The sequence below is a fragment of the Salinilacustrithrix flava genome (assembly GCF_041228405.1).
GTDB lineage: Bacteria > Actinomycetota > Acidimicrobiia > Acidimicrobiales > Salinilacustritrichaceae > Salinilacustrithrix > Salinilacustrithrix flava.
In genome coordinates, this window is record NZ_CP133888.1 from 2,296,595 (window position 1) to 2,313,062 (window position 16,468).

The 16,468-nt window shown below is 73.1% G+C and carries 20 protein-coding genes and 1 pseudogene; 14 read left to right on the plus strand and 7 right to left on the minus strand.

Annotated features, from left to right (window positions below; genetic code table 11):
* The first annotated feature begins 11 nt into the window (after positions 1 to 11).
* Entirely contained in the window at positions 12 to 923 is a 912-nt protein-coding gene (gene folP / locus RGQ06_RS11290; RefSeq protein ID WP_432428889.1) for a dihydropteroate synthase, read from the plus strand.
* A 63-nt stretch (positions 924 to 986) separates the two neighbouring features.
* On the opposite strand, the pseudogene RGQ06_RS11295 reads toward folP, so the two are convergent.
* Both RGQ06_RS11295 and RGQ06_RS11300 read right to left on the minus strand, forming a co-directional pair.
* Positions 987 to 1,334, minus strand: a pseudogene (locus tag RGQ06_RS11295) (DUF5317 family protein); the annotation flags it as partial.
* 145 nt (positions 1,335 to 1,479) lie between these two features.
* A complete protein-coding gene (locus RGQ06_RS11300) occupies positions 1,480 to 1,791 on the minus strand; it encodes a hypothetical protein (RefSeq protein ID WP_432428888.1) in 312 nt (103 codons plus the stop codon).
* Between the two features lie 48 nt (positions 1,792 to 1,839).
* On the opposite strand from RGQ06_RS11300, the gene RGQ06_RS11305 reads away from it, so the two are divergent.
* Complete coding sequence (locus RGQ06_RS11305; protein WP_432428887.1) at positions 1,840 to 2,562, plus strand: enoyl-CoA hydratase; 723 nt, start codon at positions 1,840 to 1,842, stop codon at positions 2,560 to 2,562.
* Positions 2,563 to 2,565: 3 nt separating this feature from the next.
* Here RGQ06_RS11305 and RGQ06_RS11310 read toward each other — a convergent pair whose 3' ends face one another.
* Positions 2,566 to 3,081, minus strand: coding sequence for a septum formation family protein (locus RGQ06_RS11310; RefSeq protein ID WP_432428886.1), 516 nt, complete (start codon positions 3,079 to 3,081; stop codon positions 2,566 to 2,568).
* Positions 3,082 to 3,100: 19 nt separating this feature from the next.
* A complete protein-coding gene (locus tag RGQ06_RS11315; RefSeq protein ID WP_432428885.1) occupies positions 3,101 to 4,102 on the minus strand; it encodes a class E sortase in 1,002 nt (333 codons plus the stop codon).
* Between the two features lie 70 nt (positions 4,103 to 4,172).
* On the opposite strand from RGQ06_RS11315, the gene ccmA reads away from it, so the two are divergent.
* Genes ccmA through RGQ06_RS11360 form a run of 9 tightly spaced genes read left to right on the plus strand, consistent with a single transcriptional unit; the run spans position 4,173 to position 11,138 of the window.
* Complete coding sequence (ccmA, locus tag RGQ06_RS11320; protein ID WP_432428884.1) at positions 4,173 to 4,880, plus strand: heme ABC exporter ATP-binding protein CcmA; 708 nt, start codon at positions 4,173 to 4,175, stop codon at positions 4,878 to 4,880.
* Positions 4,870 to 5,538 (plus strand): heme exporter protein CcmB, encoded by a 669-nt coding sequence (locus RGQ06_RS11325; RefSeq protein WP_432428883.1) that lies wholly within the window; start codon positions 4,870 to 4,872, stop codon positions 5,536 to 5,538. The genes ccmA and RGQ06_RS11325 overlap by 11 nt, the downstream gene beginning before the upstream one ends.
* Complete coding sequence (gene ccsA / locus RGQ06_RS11330; protein WP_432428882.1) at positions 5,535 to 6,320, plus strand: cytochrome c biogenesis protein CcsA; 786 nt, start codon at positions 5,535 to 5,537, stop codon at positions 6,318 to 6,320. The genes RGQ06_RS11325 and ccsA overlap by 4 nt, the downstream gene beginning before the upstream one ends.
* Positions 6,320 to 6,478: a hypothetical protein gene (locus RGQ06_RS11335; protein WP_432428881.1), complete on the plus strand. Its 159-nt coding sequence runs from the start codon at positions 6,320 to 6,322 to the stop codon at positions 6,476 to 6,478. Before ccsA ends, RGQ06_RS11335 begins: the two co-directional genes overlap by 1 nt.
* Complete coding sequence (locus RGQ06_RS11340) at positions 6,475 to 7,020, plus strand: cytochrome c maturation protein CcmE (protein ID WP_432428880.1); 546 nt, start codon at positions 6,475 to 6,477, stop codon at positions 7,018 to 7,020. The genes RGQ06_RS11335 and RGQ06_RS11340 overlap by 4 nt, the downstream gene beginning before the upstream one ends.
* Complete coding sequence (locus RGQ06_RS11345; protein ID WP_432428879.1) at positions 7,017 to 8,993, plus strand: heme lyase CcmF/NrfE family subunit; 1,977 nt, start codon at positions 7,017 to 7,019, stop codon at positions 8,991 to 8,993. The genes RGQ06_RS11340 and RGQ06_RS11345 overlap by 4 nt, the downstream gene beginning before the upstream one ends.
* Entirely contained in the window at positions 8,990 to 9,574 is a 585-nt protein-coding gene (locus tag RGQ06_RS11350; RefSeq protein ID WP_432428878.1) for a TlpA family protein disulfide reductase, read from the plus strand. Before RGQ06_RS11345 ends, RGQ06_RS11350 begins: the two co-directional genes overlap by 4 nt.
* Positions 9,571 to 10,041, plus strand: coding sequence for a cytochrome c-type biogenesis protein (locus RGQ06_RS11355; protein ID WP_432428877.1), 471 nt, complete (start codon positions 9,571 to 9,573; stop codon positions 10,039 to 10,041). Before RGQ06_RS11350 ends, RGQ06_RS11355 begins: the two co-directional genes overlap by 4 nt.
* On the plus strand, positions 10,038 to 11,138 hold the full coding sequence (locus RGQ06_RS11360) for a hypothetical protein (protein WP_432428876.1): 1,101 nt from the start codon (positions 10,038 to 10,040) through the stop codon (positions 11,136 to 11,138). Before RGQ06_RS11355 ends, RGQ06_RS11360 begins: the two co-directional genes overlap by 4 nt.
* A 9-nt stretch (positions 11,139 to 11,147) precedes the next feature.
* Here the strand turns inward: RGQ06_RS11360 and RGQ06_RS11365 are convergent, their stop codons facing one another.
* Positions 11,148 to 11,642, minus strand: a complete 495-nt coding sequence (locus tag RGQ06_RS11365; RefSeq protein ID WP_432428875.1) for a SixA phosphatase family protein — start codon at positions 11,640 to 11,642, stop codon at positions 11,148 to 11,150.
* A 49-nt stretch (positions 11,643 to 11,691) separates the two neighbouring features.
* Between RGQ06_RS11365 and RGQ06_RS11370 the strand changes: the two genes are divergently transcribed.
* Both RGQ06_RS11370 and RGQ06_RS11375 read left to right on the plus strand, forming a co-directional pair.
* A complete protein-coding gene (locus RGQ06_RS11370) occupies positions 11,692 to 12,309 on the plus strand; it encodes a sulfite oxidase-like oxidoreductase (RefSeq protein WP_432428874.1) in 618 nt (205 codons plus the stop codon).
* Between the two features lie 119 nt (positions 12,310 to 12,428).
* Complete coding sequence (locus tag RGQ06_RS11375) at positions 12,429 to 13,379, plus strand: hypothetical protein (RefSeq protein ID WP_432428873.1); 951 nt, start codon at positions 12,429 to 12,431, stop codon at positions 13,377 to 13,379.
* 8 nt (positions 13,380 to 13,387) lie between these two features.
* On the opposite strand, the gene RGQ06_RS11380 is transcribed toward RGQ06_RS11375, so the two are convergent.
* The gene (locus RGQ06_RS11380; protein WP_432428872.1) at positions 13,388 to 14,512 is read right to left on the minus strand and encodes a cysteine desulfurase family protein; all 1,125 of its coding nucleotides are present in this window, start codon (positions 14,510 to 14,512) and stop codon (positions 13,388 to 13,390) included.
* Between the two features lie 11 nt (positions 14,513 to 14,523).
* Positions 14,524 to 15,255 (minus strand): helix-turn-helix transcriptional regulator, encoded by a 732-nt coding sequence (locus tag RGQ06_RS11385; RefSeq protein ID WP_432428871.1) that lies wholly within the window; start codon positions 15,253 to 15,255, stop codon positions 14,524 to 14,526.
* 71 nt (positions 15,256 to 15,326) lie between these two features.
* On the opposite strand from RGQ06_RS11385, the gene RGQ06_RS11390 reads away from it, so the two are divergent.
* Positions 15,327 to 16,466 (plus strand): Mrp/NBP35 family ATP-binding protein, encoded by a 1,140-nt coding sequence (locus tag RGQ06_RS11390; protein ID WP_432428870.1) that lies wholly within the window; start codon positions 15,327 to 15,329, stop codon positions 16,464 to 16,466.
* Positions 16,467 to 16,468: the final 2 nt, after the last annotated feature.

Consider the following 16,468-nt stretch of genomic DNA (forward strand, 5'->3'; position numbering starts at 1 on the left):
GGGTCGGTCGGGTGGACCCGACCTTCCGCACCCGCCGCCGCACCCTCGCCATCGACGCGCCCGCGGCGATGGGCATCGTCAACGCCAGCCCGGAGTCCTTCTCCGGCGACGGCGGCACCTCGCTCGACGAGCAGGTCGCCCAGGTGCGCACCCAGTTCGACGCCGGGGCGCTCATCGTCGACCTCGGCGGGCAGTCGGCCAACACCAAGACGCCCGAGCTGGTCGTGGAGGAGGAGACGGCCCGCCTGGTGCCCCTGATCGAGGCCGTGCGAGCCGCGGGCATCGACGGGCTCCTGTCGATCGACACCTACAAGCCGGCCGTGGCCGACGCCTGCCTGCGGGCCGGGGCCGACGTGATCAACGACGTCTCCGCCCTGCACCACCCCGAGCTGGCCGACGTCGTCGCCGAGTGGGGCGCCGGCTTCGTGCTGATGCACACGGTCGGGCCGCCGAAGGTCAAGATCCTCGAGGGCGACCTGTACGGCGACGTCGTGGAGGACGTCCTCGACTTCGGTCACCGCACCATCGACCGCCTCGAGGCGGCCGGTGTGTCACGTGAGCAGGTGCTCTTCGACCCGGGTGTCGACTTCGCCAAGACGCCGCGCCAGTCCCTCGACCTCGTCCACGGGATCGCCCGCATGGCCGAGCTCGGCCGGCCGCTGCTGCTGGCCCTGTCCCGCAAGGACTTCATCGGCGCCATCACCTCCACGACGCCCCGCCGGCGCGACGCCGGAACCCTGGCGGCCGTCGGCGCGGTGGCGACGGCGGTGCCCGAGACCGTCTTCCGCGTCCACGACGTCCCCGCCACCGTGCAGTTCCTGGCCGTGCAGGGGGCCATCGCCGACCCGGAGCGCCTCCCCGTCGACGCCGTGCTCGCCGACGAGCTGCGCCGCGAGCCCGCCCCGGCGGGCGAGTCGGGCTGAGCCCGGGCGCGGGCGGCGGGCGTAGCGGACCAGATCGGCCGCCACCGCCCCGATGCCGGCCAGCACGATCAGGTCACCGAAGGACATCACCGCGCCCAGCGCCTCGACCGGGATGACGTCGCCGAGCACGGGCAGCCAGTCGCCCGTCGCCTCGAAGCGCCGGCCGGCGCCGAGGTCGACGAGGACGAGCTCGCCCGGCCGGGCCACGCCGGCGCTGACCACCGCGCTGGCCCGGACCGGCATGGCCCCGTTGCCCAGCACGACGGCGGCGTTCGCCGCCAGGCCGATGCCGAGCACACCCATGCCGACGAGGTGCAGGTTGAGCAGGGCGAAGCCGGTGAGCAGGAACAGGGACAGACCGAGCAGGGGACCGGCTACGCTGCTGCCGAGCAGGCCGAGCGAGAGGTGCATCGCGACGGCGACGACGGCGATGCCGGGTGCGACCACCCGCGGGTCGGCCAGGTGGGCGCCGAGCGGACGGCGGAGTGCACCGACGACGACGCCGACCACGGCGGCGAGCAATGCGGTCAGCACGGCCCAAACGGTAACCCTCGGATCAGCCGCCGTCCTGGACCGGCTCGAGCGCGTCGCACGAGGCGAACACGTCGATGACCTGGCCGCGGAGCTCGGGGTCTCCGTCCTCGGCTGCGGCAGCGATGAGGTCGTCGAAGCGCTCCTCACCGACGGTGTCGACGAGCGCCTCGGCGACGCAGTCCGCCTGCCCCGCGGTCAGCGTGCTCGCCTCGGTCCGGAGGTCTTCGGCGAGCTGGTCGACGACCTCGGCCCGGCGCTCCTCGGTGCTGGGTTCGTCGTCACCGCACCCCGCGAGCGCCAGCGCGAGGACGAGCACGAGGAGCCGGTGGCGCACCGGGCGAGGGTAGCCAGGCCACCCGGGGGCACCTGCCAAGATGCGACGATGATCCGGACCGAGCGACACGACGAGGTGCTGGTCTGCACCATCGACCGGCCCGATCGACGCAACGCCGTCGACGCGGAGCACCTGGACGGCCTGCGCGCCGCGTTCGAGGGTGTCGGCGACGCACGGGCGCTGGTCCTCGCCGGCGCCGGATCGGCGTTCTGCGCCGGTGCCGACCTCACCCACGTCGAGGACCGGGAGGCGGCCGCGCTGGTCCGTTCGACGCTGGACGCGCTGAGCGGCCTGCCGATCTGCACCATCGCCGCCGTCCACGGACCGGCGATGGGGGCCGGGATGCAGCTGGCGCTGTCGTGCGACCTCCGGGTCGTGGGGCCGGACGCCCGGTTCGGGATCCCGTCGGCGAAGCTCGGGCTGATGGTCGACCATTGGACCATCGAGAAGCTGGCGCTGCTCGCTGGCCACGGACCCGCCCGGGCCGTGCTGCTGGCCGCGGACACCATCGATGCCGAGGCGGCGCTGCGCACCGGGTTCGCCCAACGGGCCGGCGACACAGCGGCCGCGATCGCCTGGGCCGTCGAGATCGCGGCGCTGGCCCCGCTGTCGGTCGCCGGGCAGAAGCTGGCCCTCGATCGGCTCTCCGGTCGGGAGGTCTCGGACCCCGACGTCGAGGCCGCCTTCGACCGCGTCTGGACCAGCGAGGACCGCCTCGAGGGCATCCGGGCCTTCCAGGACAAGCGCGCTCCGCGGTTCCGCGGCGCGTAGCGGTCAGATCTGGCGGGCCTCGAAGGTCGAGCCGTCGGGCGAGAACACGGCGCACGCCACGGTCCGATCGCCTGCCGCCCAGGACTCCTGGGAGGGCCACAGGGCGATGAGGCCGAACGCGCCGGGGTCCTCCACCACCTGTTCGATCCGCTCGGCGCAGCGCTCGTCGGCGGCCCGCACGACCCGAGCAGGGCCCGGGTACTCGGCCGGGTCGGTCAGCCCGAAGTCGTCGGGCTGGAGCGTGAAGGTCGCGTAGACCTCCAGGCCGTGGGCCCGGTCGCAGGACACCACGTCGGCCGAGGAGATGGTGGCTCGCTCGGCGGCGCCGATGACCACGCCGTTGAGGCAGTCGCCCACGGCCACGGCGGTGGCCGCCACCGGGCCTTCCTGCACCGTCGACGGGGACGGGCTCTCGGGTGCGCCGGCGGCGCCGTCGTCGCCGGCGCACGCCCCGAGGAGCGAGGTCGCGCCGAGCGCGACGGAGCCGAGCGCGACGGCTCCCCGGTTGCGGCCTGGCATGGCTCCGGACCGTACCGGGTCAGTAGTTGGCGGGCAGGAGCTCGGAGAAGGCCCCGAAGAACACGAACAGGCTGACGGCGAACACCGGCGCTCCCAGCACGTAGGCGGGCCACCGGCGCCAGAGGCGGGACAGGGCGTAGAAGGCGAGCCAGATCGCCGCCGTCACCGACCCCCACAGCACGGCGGGTCCGGCGGTGCGCTCGTCCACCCCGTCCAGGCTCTCGAGGTCCACGGGGACGCCCGCCTCCTCGACCTCGTCGTCGTCCACCTCGTCTGCACCCTCATCGATGCTGCCGCCGTCCTCGACGTCCTCGTCGGCGAGCTCCTCGGGGGCCTCCACCTCGGGTCGGGTCGGCGTGGCCGGGGCGGGCTCGTCGACCAGCAGGGCGGAGACGATGATGCGCTGCCGCGCCGAGTACTTGGGGTGGCACGACGTCAGCGTCAGGCGGTCGTCGCCCTGGTCGTCGATGACCTCCACCTGGCTGGGGAGCACGATCTCGGTGCCGGAGACCTCGTAGCGGAACTCGCCCTGGAGGGTGGTGACGATGATCTCGTCGCCCGGGACGAGCTCGTCGACCCGGTGGAACGGCTGGCCGTAGGTGGTGCGGTGCCCGGCGATGGCCGAGTTGCCCGGCTGGCCCGGCATCGGCGTCTGCGGGTAGTGGCCCGGCCCCTTCTTCAGGTCGTCGCGGCTCACGCCTTCGACCACGATCTCGTCCACCCCGATCTTGGGGATGACCATCCGTGCGACCGCCTCGCCGTCGGCGGGCGGCGGCAGGGGTGCGGTGGTGGTGGTCGTCGTCGTGGTCGCCGGCTCGTCCTCGGGCTCGGTCGTCGTGGTGGTCGACGACGTGGTGGTCGTCGTCTCGAGGAGCGCGGCGAAGTCGTCGGACAGGTCGTCCTGGGCCTGGGCGTGGGCGAGGCCGGTGCCCCACAGCTGGTAGGCGACGAAGAGGAGCACGATGGCCCCCGACCAGATCAGGGTCCGGCCGACGCCGCTGAGCACCTTGGCGAGCCGCATCGCGCCGAGCGTAGGGGAGCCGGCTGGCTGTGCCTTGGTCGGCTTCTCGGCTCGTCGGTACCGTTGGGCGGTGGCCGATGCACGCCCCCCTGCGGTCGGCTCGGCGGTGCGCATGCGCGACGCCGTCGTCCTGCTCGACCGCTTCCCCGCCCTCGCCGGGGTGGATCTGGACGTGGCGCGGGGCGAGATCGTGCTGCTGCGGGGCCCGAACGGCGCCGGCAAGACCACCTTGCTGCGCACCTGCGCCGGTCTGGCCCGGGTCGTGCAGGGCACGGTGGAGGTCCTCGGGGAGGACCTGGTGGCGACGCCGCGATCGGTCCGTCGGCGCGTCGGCATGCTCAGCCACCAGGACGGCCTGTACGCCGACCTGACGGTCGAGGACAACGTGCGGTTCTGGGCCCGGGCCGCCGGCGCCGACCTCGACGACGCCCGATCCGCCCTCGCCCGCTGCGACCTCGACGGCCGCCTCGCCACCGTGCCCGCCGCTCGCCTGTCCGCCGGGCAGAAGCGCCGCACCGCCCTCGCCGCACTGCTCGCCCGCCGCCCCGAGCTGTGGCTGCTCGACGAGCCCCACGCCGGCCTGGACCGGGCCGGGCGCGACCTGGTCGACCGCCTCGTCCGCGACGCCGCCGCGGCCGGCGCCACCGTGCTGTTCGCCAGCCACGAGCTCGACCGGGCCGAGGGCCTGGCCACCCGTGCCGTCACCATCGCCGGCGGCCAGATCCGCGACGACAGCGCCACCCCGGCCGGACCGATCGGGGCCGAGCGTGCTGGCTGACGCCCGCCTCGTCGCCGGCAAGGACCTCCGCATCGAGTGGCGGTCCCGGGTCGGGATCGGCCAGATGGTGCCCTTCGCCGTCCTGGTGCTCGTGCTGTTCGCGTTCGCCCTCGACCCCGACCGGGGCATCCTCACCCGCGCCACCGCCGGCCTCTACTGGGTCGCCACCCTCTTCGCCGGCCTGCTCGCGGTCCAGCGGGCGTTCGCCCTCGAAGCGGCGCCGGGTGTCCGCGAGGCGATGCGGCTCTCCGGCCTCGACCCGGCCGCCTGGTTCCTGGGCAAGGCGGCAGCCATCGCCGTCCAGCTGCTGCTGCTCGAGGCGGTGCTCGGCGTCGGCGTCGTGGTGCTCTACTCGGCCGACCTGCAGGGGCCGCTGCTCCTGCTCGCGACCTGCCTGGCCGCGACCGTGGGGATCGCCGCGGCCGGTACCCTCTACGGCGTACTTGCTGCGGGACTGGCCGTGCGTGACACGCTGGTACCGCTCCTCCTGCTCCCGGTCCTCGCACCGGTCCTGCTCGGGGCCACCCGGGCGTCGGAATCGGCGCTCGGCAACGGCGTCGGTGACGGCTGGTCGTGGTGCGGGCTGCTGGCGGTGTTCGCCGTGCTCTACACGATGCTCGGCATGACGTTCTTCGGCACGCTCCTGGAGGAGACGTGACAACCACCCCCACCGAGGCCTCGCCGGCGGCTGCGCCCGCCACGAGCACGGCTTCGCCGCTCACCCGTGTGCTCGGCGCACTGTCCGCCGTCGGCGTCGTGCTCGTCGGCTGGCTCGGGCTGGTCGCCTCCCCACCCGACGTCGTGCAGCAGGACTCCGTGCGCCTCATCTACGTGCACGTGCCCGCGGTCACGTGGATGTACGTCGCGGTGTTCCTGTGCGCCTTCGCCTCGTTCATGTGGCTCCGCAAGCGCACCGACGGCTGGGACGTGCTCGCTGCCTCCGCCGCCGAGATCGCCACCATCCTCACCGGTCTCGGCCTGGTCACCGGCGCGGTGTGGGGCCGCCCGACGTGGGGCGTGTACTGGGTGTGGGACGCCCGACTCACCTCCACCGCCATCCTCTTCGTCCTCCTGCTCGGCTACCAGGCGCTGCGCCGCTACCCGGCCGAGCCCCAGGCCCGCTCCCGCATGGCTGCCGTGCTCGGGCTGCTGCTCGTGCCGAACGCGGCCATCGTCCACTACTCGGTCGACTGGTGGCGGGGCCTGCACCAGGACGCCACCGTCTCCAAGATCGACGTCTCCATCGAGGGCCTGATGCTGTTCACGCTGGCGGTGAGCTTCATCGTCATGGGCGTCGTGTGCGCCTGGCTGCTCGTCCACCGCTTCCGGGTCGGTTGGCTCGAGCGCCGGGCCGAGCGCCACCACCTCGACGCCGCCCTGGCCGACCGCCGGGCCGATGCCGACCCCTCCGCCGGGGTCGCCGTGGGGGGTCCGCGCTGATGCTCACCTCGACCGTCCTCGCCATGACCCATGCCGGCTACGTCGCCGCCGGCTGGATCGCCACCGTCGGGCTGCTCGGGGGGTACGCGGCCGCCACCATCCGCAAGGGCCGCCGGCTCTCGCAGGTCGTCCCTCCCGAGGAGCGCCGCTGGACATGACCCCGCCCACCACCCCCGATCCCCACGCGCCGTTCGAGGACACCGACGACGTCGACGGCATCGACCTCACACCCCGGCAGGCCCCGCCCGTCGGCGGCGGTTCGGCCGACCGGGGCAAGCGCGTCGCCGTCCTCGGCACCCTGGGCGTGCTCGTGGTCGCCCTGGTGTTCATGGCCTACCAGGGCCTCAACAACGCCACGGTCTTCTTCCGCAACGTGGACGAGGCCGTGGAGCAGCGCGACGAGCTGGGCGACAAGCGCTTCCGCCTCCAGGGCTCCGTCGTCGACGGCTCGCTGGAGTCCGACGGCACCTCGGTCCGCTTCGCCGTCGAGTACGGCGGGGTCCGCGCCGACGTCGTGCACCTCGGCGACCCGCCCGAGCTGTTCCAGCCCGACATCCCCGTCGTGCTCGAGGGTGCGTGGAGCGACGAGGGCGACTGGTTCGCCAGCGATCGCATCCTCGTGAAGCACACCGAGGACTACGAGGCCGAGAACCCCGACCGCACCGACGACTACGTGGGTGAAGGGACCTCGCTCGAGTGAACGCCGCACTCGGTACCGCCGGGGTCACCCTCGGCCTCATCGCATGCGTGGCGGGTGCCGTCACCATGGTCGTGGGGCTCCGGGGCGAGCGCGCCGCGCTCATCCGCACCGGTCGCACGTACGCCTTCCTCGCCCTCGCCGGTGCGATCCTCGCCACCATCGCCATGGAGCGGGCGCTCATCACCCGCGACTTCTCCCTCGAGTTCGTGGCGAACAACGGCTCGAGCCGGACCCCGGCCCTGTTCAACGTCGCCACCATGTGGGCCGCCCTCGAGGGGTCGATCCTGCTGTGGGCGCTGGTGCTGGCCGGCTACACGGCACTGATCGCCCACAAGTTCCGGGCCCGCCTCAGCGATCCGCTCGTCGGCTGGGCGCTGCTCACCATGCTGGTCGTGGGGATCTTCTTCTTCGGGCTGATGCTCGGCCCGGCCAACCCCTTCACCACGGTGAGCCCGGTTCCCCTCGACGGGCCCGGCCCGAATCCGCTGCTGCAGAACCACATCCTCATGGCGTTCCACCCGCCGATGCTCTACCTCGGCTACGTGGGCTTCACCGTGCCGTTCGCGTTCGCCATCGCTGCGCTCGTCACCGGCCGGGTGGGAGAGGGCTGGCTGCTCGCGACCCGTCGCTGGACGCTCTTCGCCTGGGGGTTCCTCACCGTCGGCATCATGCTCGGCGCCTGGTGGTCCTACGAGGTGCTGGGGTGGGGTGGCTACTGGGCGTGGGACCCGGTGGAGAACGCCTCGCTGCTGCCGTGGCTCACCGGCACCGCCTACCTGCACTCGGTGATGGTCCAGGAGCGCCGCGGCATGCTGCGGGTCTGGAACATCTCGCTGCTGTGCGCCACGTTCGCGCTCACCATCCTCGGCACGTTCCTCACCCGCTCGGGCGTCATCGACTCGGTCCACGCCTTCTCCGAGTCCGACATCGGCGGCTGGCTGCTCGGCTTCTTCGGCCTGATCGTCGTCGTCTCCGTCGGCCTGGTGGGCTGGCGGGGCGATCGCCTCCGGGCTCCCGGCAGCATGGACTCCCCGATCTCGCGCGAGGGCTCCTTCCTCGCGAACAACGTGCTGTTCGCTGCGTTCACCTTCGTGGTGCTCCTCGGCACGGTCTTCCCGCTCGTCGTCGAGGCCATCAACGGCGAGCAGCTGTCGGTCGGCGTGCCGTACTTCAACCGGATGACCATGCCGCTCGGCATGCTCATCCTGTTCCTCATGGCGATCGCCCCGGTCCTGCCGTGGCGCAAGGCCTCCCAGGAGCTGCTGCGGGTCCGGCTGTTCTGGCCGGCCGTGGCCGCCACCGTCACCGTCGTCGCCACCGTGGTCGCCGGCGCCCGGGGCGTCGCCCCCGTCCTGGCCTTCGGGCTCGGGGCCTTCGCCGGCGGCGCGGCCATCCGCCAGGTCGTCCTCGCCTCCCGCCGCCAGGGCTGGCGCGGCGTGGTCGGTCGCACCAACGGTGGCATGATCGTGCACCTCGGCGTCGTGATGATCGCCGTGGGCCTCGCTGCCTCCCAGTCGTACTCCTCCGAGGTCGAGCTGCGGATGGAGGAGGGCCAGGTCGCCACCGTCGACGGCCACACCCTCGTGTTCGAAGGCATCGAGACCCGCGAGGACCCGGAGAAGACCACCATCGCGGCCCAGGTGCGGGTGGACGGCCAGGTGTACGCCCCGGCCATCAACGAGTACGTCTTCGGCGGCCAGACGATCGGCACGCCGTCGGTGTCCACGGGGCTGCGCCAGGACGTGTTCCTCGCCCTGCTCGACGTGCCGGAGGAGCCCGGCGACCCGGCGGTCATCCGCGTCGTCATCCAGCCGCTCGTGACCTGGCTGTGGATCGGTGGTGGCGTGATGGGCCTCGGCACCGCGCTCGCGGCCTTCCCCGGGAAGCGCCGCCGCCCGACGCAGCCCACGTCGGAGCCCGCCGATGTGCCGGATCCCGACCCGGAGCCCGAGATGGTCGGGGCATCCGCATGAGCGAGCGTCGCCGCATCGGTCCCTGGATCGCCGGCGCGGTCCTCGTCGTCCTCGCCGCCTTCATCGGGGTCCTCGCTACGGGCGGGGACGACGACGGGGTCCGCTCCCGGCTCATCGGCCGCCCGGCTCCCGGCATCGCCGGCGACACCATCGACGGCGCGAGCTACGACCTGGCCCAGTACCGGGGCGAGTTCGTCGTGGTCAACTTCTTCGCCACGTGGTGCGTGCCCTGCATCCGCGAGCACCCCGAGCTGGTCGAGTTCGAGGAGCGTCACCGGGAGACCGGTGATGCCTCGGTGGTGTCGGTGGTCTTCGACAGCCGACCCCAGCAGGTCCGGGAGTTCTTCGCCGAGTACGGCGGCGACTGGCCCGTGGTCCTCGACCCCGACGGGCGCACCGCGCTCGAGTACGGCGTCACCGGCGTGCCCGAGTCCTACCTGCTCGCCCCGGACGGCACGGTGCTGATCAAGATCGAGGGCGGGGTGACGGCATCGGCGCTCGACGACCTGCTCGAGCAGGTGCAGGTGTCCGACGTCGACGGCGAGCACCTCGGTGACGACGACGAGGCGGACGCGTCGTGAAGGACCTGAGCCGGGCCCGCTGGCCCTGGATCCTCCTGCTGTCCCTGCTCGCCGGCGCGCTGGTCGTGGCCGCCCTCGGCGACAGCGGGCCCCGCACGACGGCCGAACGGGCCCGGGCCGTGTCGGAGTCGATCGCGTGCCCCACCTGCCAGGGCCAGTCCGTCGCCGACTCCGCGGCACCGTCGGCACGCGCCATCCGCACCGAGGTCGCCCGCCGCATCGAGGCCGGGGAGACCGACCAGCAGATCCGCGACCACATCGCCGGCATCTACGGCGACGACGCCCTGCTGACCCCGCCCCGAGACGGCGTCGCCGGCCTCATCTGGTTCCTCCCCGTCGCCGGCCTCGTCGCGGCAGTCGGCGGGCTGGTCGTGCTGTTCCGCCGCTGGCGGGTGCCCGACGACGTCGAGGTGTCCGACGAGGACCGCGTCCTGGTCGAGCAGGCCAGACGCTCCCCACGGTCGTGAGCCTGGATGCAGACGAGCGGGCGGCGCTGGAGGAGGAGCGGGACTTCCTCCTCGCCTCGCTCGACGACCTCGAGCGCGAGCGGGCCGCCGGCGACGTCGACGACCACGACTACCGCACGCTCAAGGCGGACTACACCGCCCGGGCCGCCGCCGTCCTGCGATCGCTCGACCGCACGGTCGACGCCGGCGCAGCAACGCCCGCCCCCCGGTCCGGGCGCGTGCGGGCCTCGTCCCGCGGTCGCCGCATCGCCACCATCGCCGGCATCGCCCTGGTCGCGGTCCTGGCCGGCGTGCTCGTCGCCCAGTCGTCGGGTCGGCGAGGTTCGGGCAGCCTCACCGGGCTGGACGTCACCGCTGCCTCCAGCCGGATCTCGGACTGCCAGGAGCTGGAGCAGGCGGGTGACGCCGACGGCGCCCTCGGCTGCTACGACGATGTGCTCGACGCGGTGCCGGCCAACGTGGAGGCGCTGACCTTCCGGGGCTGGCTCCAGGTGCGACAGTTCGACGCCGAGGACGGGCTGGCCGACCTCGATGCCGCCATCCAGCTGGCGCCGGAGGCCACCGCTCCGTACATCTTCCGGGCCAGCGGCCGGGCTCGCAGCGGCGACGCCCCCGGCGCGGTCGCCGACCTGGCCGCCTTCTACGCCAACGATCCCGCGGACGACGAGGCGGAGCTCGCGGCGCAGTTCTCCGAGACGATCGTCAGCGCCGCGCTCGACGCCTGCATCGACGGCGACGTCGAGGGCACGCTGCCGGTCGCCGACGTGCTCCAGTGCTACACCGACGTCCTCGAGGTCGACGAGGGCAACGCCCCGGCCAGCATCTACCTGGGCTGGCTCATCGCCCGCAGCGGCGTCGACGACGACATGGCCCTGCAGCGCCTGGACGACGGCCTGGCCGCCGACCCGTCGATCTCCGCCGGCTACGTGTTCCGAGCCGCCCTGCGCGCCCACCTCGGTGACATCGAGGGCGCCCGCGCTGACCTCGAGACCTTCGCCGGCACCGACGCACCCCCCGCGCAGCAGGCCGCAGCCGAACAGGTGCGCGCCGCCATCGACGCCGGCGAGGACCCGCTGCCGGCGCGCCCGGGCCAGTAGCGGCGGCGATCAGGCTCGATCCGGCGGCGGCAGGTAGCGCCCGGCGCCCCAGCTCCCGGCATCGCGCCGGACGATCCACATCGAGGCCTTCTGCCAGACCAGGTTGCGCTCCGGATCCATGCCGGACTGGACGAGCATGTCGAGCAGCATCGGGATCACGTCGCCGTGGCTGCACACCACCACGTCGGAGCCGTCGTCGGCGGCGCCCGTGAGCTCGTCCAACAGCGACGCGACCTCGCTCGACCCCGCGCCCTCGAAGAGCCGGTCGTCGACCGAGACGTCGCACCCCGCCTGGTTGGCGACGGGCTGCACGGTCTGGGCGCAGCGGACCGCCGGCGAGGTCAGGATGCGGAGGGCCGCCGCACGGTCGCGATCCTGGTCGATCGTCGTGGCGATCCCCTTGGCCTGGAGCTCACCGCGGTCCGAGAGCGGTCGGGTCCGGTCGTCGCCGGTCCATTCCGATCGGCGGCCGGCATGGGCGTGGCGGACCACGTAGAGCGTCACGGCTGCGCACGCTATTGCCTCGCCACGGGCACGGCTACCGTCGCCCGCCGTGGGGTTCTTCGACCGCAACCGCAAGCAGCTCGCCGCCCGGGGCATCGACCCGGATCGGCTCCCGCCCGGCCAGTACTCCACCGACCGCTTCCCGGTGCTGCACGTCGGTGACGTGCCCCGCTACGCCGAGGACCTCTCCGACTGGGACCTGCGCCTCACCGGCCTGGTGAGGAACCCCACGACGCTCTCCTTCGACGAGCTCCGGGCGCTGCCGACCGTGGAGGAGACCTTCGACATCCACTGCGTGACGAAGTGGTCCAAGTTCGACACCCGCTGGACCGGGGTGCGCCTCACCACCCTGATGGAGCTGGCCGGCGTGCAGCCCGAGGCCACGCACCTGATCGAGCACGCCGAGTTCGGCTACACCACCAACCTGCCCCTCGCCGACCTCCGGCGCGACGACGTCCTCGTCGCCTGGGCCTTCGACGGAGAGCCGCTCGAACCCGAGCACGGCCACCCCGTGCGCCTGGTCCTGCCCCACCGCTACTTCTGGAAGTCGGCGAAGTGGCTCCGGGTGCTGGAGTTCGCTGCCGAGGACCGCCCCGGGTTCTGGGAGCGCAACGGCTACCACAACGACGGCGACCCGTTCCTCGAGCAGCGCCACTGGGGCGACTGAGCCGTACTGCCGCCCTGCGGCCGCTGTCAGACCCCGTCCGTAGCGTTCGCGGTGGGTCGGAGCGCCGTCCTCGCTCCCGTCGTGCGGCAGGTTCTCCCTGCCCGACCGTGGGAGACGCCGTGTCCCATCCACCCGATCGCTTCCGCTTCCGGGCGTCGGAGCCGCCTCGACCGCCCCGCCGCCCACCTGGCGGCCTGCGGGCCGAGCGGCACCGCCCCATGGCGCGTCGGCGGCTGCTCTCCGAGGCCCGAGAGCTCCACGCCGATCAGATGGTGCGGGTCCGTGCGATCGACGAGGTCATCGAGAGCCTCGTCGACGAGCGTCTGGCCTGCCTCGACGTCCTGGTCGACTGCCGCGACCAGCTCCGACCCCGGTGGGGCAGGCGCCACTCCCGCCGGCGGTCCAGCGTCGACGAGGCCCCGTTCCCCGAAGCGACGAACGAGGCCCGGCCGGTCGAGGGCGTGGGGCTCCGCTCGGTCGCGCTCACGATCCTGCGCCGCCACGGACCGCAGCGCCTGCGGGACCTCCACGGCCTCATCCACCTGTACGGCTACCGCATCGAGAGCGTGCGGCCGGTGCAGCGCCTCGGCGATGCCATGGCCTACGAGCTGCGACAGGGTCGCGTCGTCCGGCTGGAGCGGGGCGTCTACGAGGCCGTCGAGCCGCACCCCGGCCCCACCCGCTACGTGCCGCCCACCGTTGCGCTCGACGACATCCTCCCGTGGGATCGACCGATCACCGATCCAGGGCCACCCCACATCGACCCCGACGTCGCCACCGACCCCGAGCTCTGGTCCAGTGCCGCCTGGCCCACCGAGGGGGACGTCCCGGCCGAGCCCGGTGACGAGCCGGTATCCGGTCCCGAGCCGGTACCCGGCCCCGAGCCGATGCACGAGGGCGCCGCCGACCGCGAGGCCGCCGGCCGTCAGCGGGAGCCCGACCCCGCACCCGAGTGCCCCACGGCGCCTGACCCTGCCGCACCGACATCTGAGCCCTTGGGCGGCGATTCGTCGACGAATCGCCGCCCAAGGCTGCCGGAGCAGTCGCGGCCGTGGGCGCCACCGCCGTGAGCGAGCGGTCAGCGGCGGAGGGCGCGCAGGTCGGCGATGACCTCGGGCAGGGCCGTCGCAAAGGCCGCCACATCCGCCTTGGTCGTCGACCAGCCCACGGACACCCGGAGCGAACGGTGCGCGTCCACGCCCATCGCCTCGAGCACCGGGGACGGCTCGAGCCCCTCCGACGCGCACGCGCTCCCGGAGTGGGCCCGGACGTGGCGGCGGTCGAGGCCGAGCAGCACGGCCTGGGGTTCGATGTCGGCGATGCCGGCGCAGACGAGGTGGGGGAGCCGCTCGGTGCGGTGCCCGAACAGCTCGACGCCGTCCACCGCCTGCAGGGCGGCTCGGAGACCGTCGGCCAGCTGCGCCTGCTGGTGCGCCTCGGCGTCGACGTCCATCGCGCCGACGGCGGCGGCGAGCCCGACTGCGCCGACCACGTCCTCGAGCCCCGCCCGCCTCGCGCGTTCTTGCTCACCGCCGACGATCAGCGGTCGGATCCGCAGGCCGCGCCGCACGAGCAGCACCCCGGTCCCAGCCGGTCCACCCAGCTTGTGGCCGCTGATCGAGACCAGGTCGGCGCCGAGGGCAACGAAGTCGAGCGGGACCCGCCCGGCGGCCTGCGCGGCGTCGACGTGGACCAGGACGCCGCGCTCGCGGCACGCACGGACCGCCTCGGCCACGGGTTGGATCGTCCCGACCTCGTGGTTGCCGAGCTGCAGGTGCACGACGGCGGTGTCGTCGCTGACCGCCGCCAGGAGCTCGTCGACGTCGACCCGTCCGGTGCGGTCGCATCCGACCACGACGGCGTCACCGTGCTGGGCCGCGGCGAAGCGCACCGCCGAGTGCTCGACCGCGGACAGCACCTGAGACGGTCCCCGCTCGGCGACGCCCCAGCACACGGCGGCGATCGACTCGGACGCGCCGGACGTGAACACCACCTCGCGGGGGCGAGCGCCGAGGAAGCCGGCGACGACCTCGCGCGCCTGCTCGAGGATCACCCGCGCGGTCATCCCCGGCTCGTGGATGCGCGACGGATCGCCCAGCGGGCTGCCGAGCGCCTCGACCATCGCGGCGCGGGCCTCGGGGCGCAGCGGCGACGTGGAGGCGTGGTCCAGGTAGTGGCCGAGGGCCGGCTGCTCGACGGTCACGGAGGGCCGGCTCAGCGGGAGGTGACGACGGTGACGCAGGTCTCGGAGCCGAGCGCCTGCGTGGTCTCCGTGGCCGGCACGGTGTCGCCGTACAGCGACGAGAGCATCCCCTTGACCAGTCCGCGGTCCACGGCGCAGATCACCGGGTGCTCGATGGCAGCGTCGCCGAAGGGGCAGTGCTGGGCCACGATCCGCAGCTCGTCGCCCTGCTTCTCGGCGTGAGCGGCGAAGCCGTGGGAGGTGAGGGCGTCGGCCACGGCGTGCAGGGCGGACCGGAACGAGCGCTGGACGTGCTCACCCGAGCCCATGGAGGCCGCGAGCGACCGGCCGTACTCCACGCCGACCTCCTCGGCCATGCGGGCGGCGACGTCGCCGGGCAGCAGTGCCAGGGACTTGCCGAGCAGGCTGACCAGCAGGTCGTCGTGGCGGACGGCGAACTCGATCGGGTTCTCGTTCCCGATGGCCTTGTACCGCTTCGAGGGGCGGCCGGCGCCGCTGCCGGCGAGGCGGGCCGTGGACACCTCCACGTAGCCACCACCTGCGAGCTTGTCGAGGTGGTGGCGGGCCACGTTGGAGTGCAGCTCGAAGCGCTCGGCCACATCGGACGCGGTGACGCCGTCGATCTGATCACGGAGCCACAGGTAGATCTCCCGACGGGTCGGGTCCCCGAAGGCCGAGGTGATCGCCGTGACCGCCGACGAGAAGTCGGCTGCGCTCAGCGGGGTGGGTGAGTCCGCATCCACATCGGTATTCTACCTACGCCGATAGGGGAAATCCCTCGGACGAACCCCCAGCCCACCTGGAAGGTGCCCCCGTGCCCACCGAAGCCCAGATCATCGACGCGCTCCGACCGGTGGAGGACCCCGAGCTGCACCGCAGCATCGTGGACCTCGGCATGGTCCGCTTCGTGCGGATCGACGGTCAGTCGGTCAAGGTCGAGATCGCCCTCACCGTGCCCGGCTGCCCGCTCAAGAACGAGATCCAGCGGCGAGTCGGCGAGGCGGTGCACGCGTTCGACGACGTGCAGTCCGTCGAGGTCACCTTCGACGTGATGTCCGACGAGGAGCGCGCCCGCGTGCGCGAGATGATGGTCGGGGACCCCAAGGCCACCGCCGGCAGCCAGGCCGCGCACGGCCACGCCGAGGGCCGGGCCATCCCCTTCTCCGAGCCCGGCTCCAAGACGCGTGTCCTGCTGGTGGCGTCCGGCAAGGGCGGCGTCGGCAAGTCCTCGGTCACGACGAACCTCGCCGTCAGCCTCGCGAAGCGGGGCAAGAAGACCGCCATCGTCGACGCCGACGTGTGGGGCTTCTCGATCCCGCGCATGCTCGGCATCGACCGGCCCCCGGTCGTCATCGACTCGATGCTGATCCCGCCGGAGTCCCATGGCGTGTCCTGCATCTCCATGGGCTTCTTCGCCCAGGAGGACCAGGCCGTCATCTGGCGTGGGCCCATGCTGCACAAGGCGCTCGAGCAGTTCCTCACCGACGTCTACTGGGACGATCCCGACTTCCTCGTCGTCGACCTGCCCCCGGGCACCGGCGACATCTCCATCTCCCTGGCCCAGTTCCTGCCCCGCGCCGAGGTGTACGTCGTGACGACACCCCAGCCGGCCGCCCAGCGGGTGGCCCAGCGGGCCGCGTTCATGGCCGAGAAGGTGAACCTGGAGGTCAAGGGCGTCATCGAGAACATGTCGTGGTTCACCGGTGACGACGGCACCCGCTACGAGATCTTCGGCTCCGGTGGTGGCGACGAGCTGGCCGAGCGCCTCGACAAGCCGCTCCTCGGCAAGGTGCCGCTGGTCCCCGAGCTCCGCGAGGGCTCCGACACCGGGATGCCCATCGTCGTGAGCTCCCCGGAGTCCGAGGCGGCCGGCGCCTTCGACGAGATCGCACGAGCCATCGTGGAGGACCTGGCCCCGACCAAGCGCTTCCACCCGGAGCTGAAGATCACCTGAGG

Coding starts and splice junctions, on each gene's coding strand:
- RGQ06_RS11305 (WP_432428887.1), top strand. CDS start 1,840: ATGATCCGGACCGAGCGACACGACGAGGTGCTGGTCTGCACCATCGAC.
- RGQ06_RS11310 (WP_432428886.1), bottom strand. CDS start 3,081: ATGCCAGGCCGCAACCGGGGAGCCGTCGCGCTCGGCTCCGTCGCGCTC.
- RGQ06_RS11315 (WP_432428885.1), bottom strand. CDS start 4,102: ATGCGGCTCGCCAAGGTGCTCAGCGGCGTCGGCCGGACCCTGATCTGG.
- RGQ06_RS11335 (WP_432428881.1), top strand. CDS start 6,320: ATGCTCACCTCGACCGTCCTCGCCATGACCCATGCCGGCTACGTCGCC.
- RGQ06_RS11340 (WP_432428880.1), top strand. CDS start 6,475: ATGACCCCGCCCACCACCCCCGATCCCCACGCGCCGTTCGAGGACACC.
- RGQ06_RS11350 (WP_432428878.1), top strand. CDS start 8,990: ATGAGCGAGCGTCGCCGCATCGGTCCCTGGATCGCCGGCGCGGTCCTC.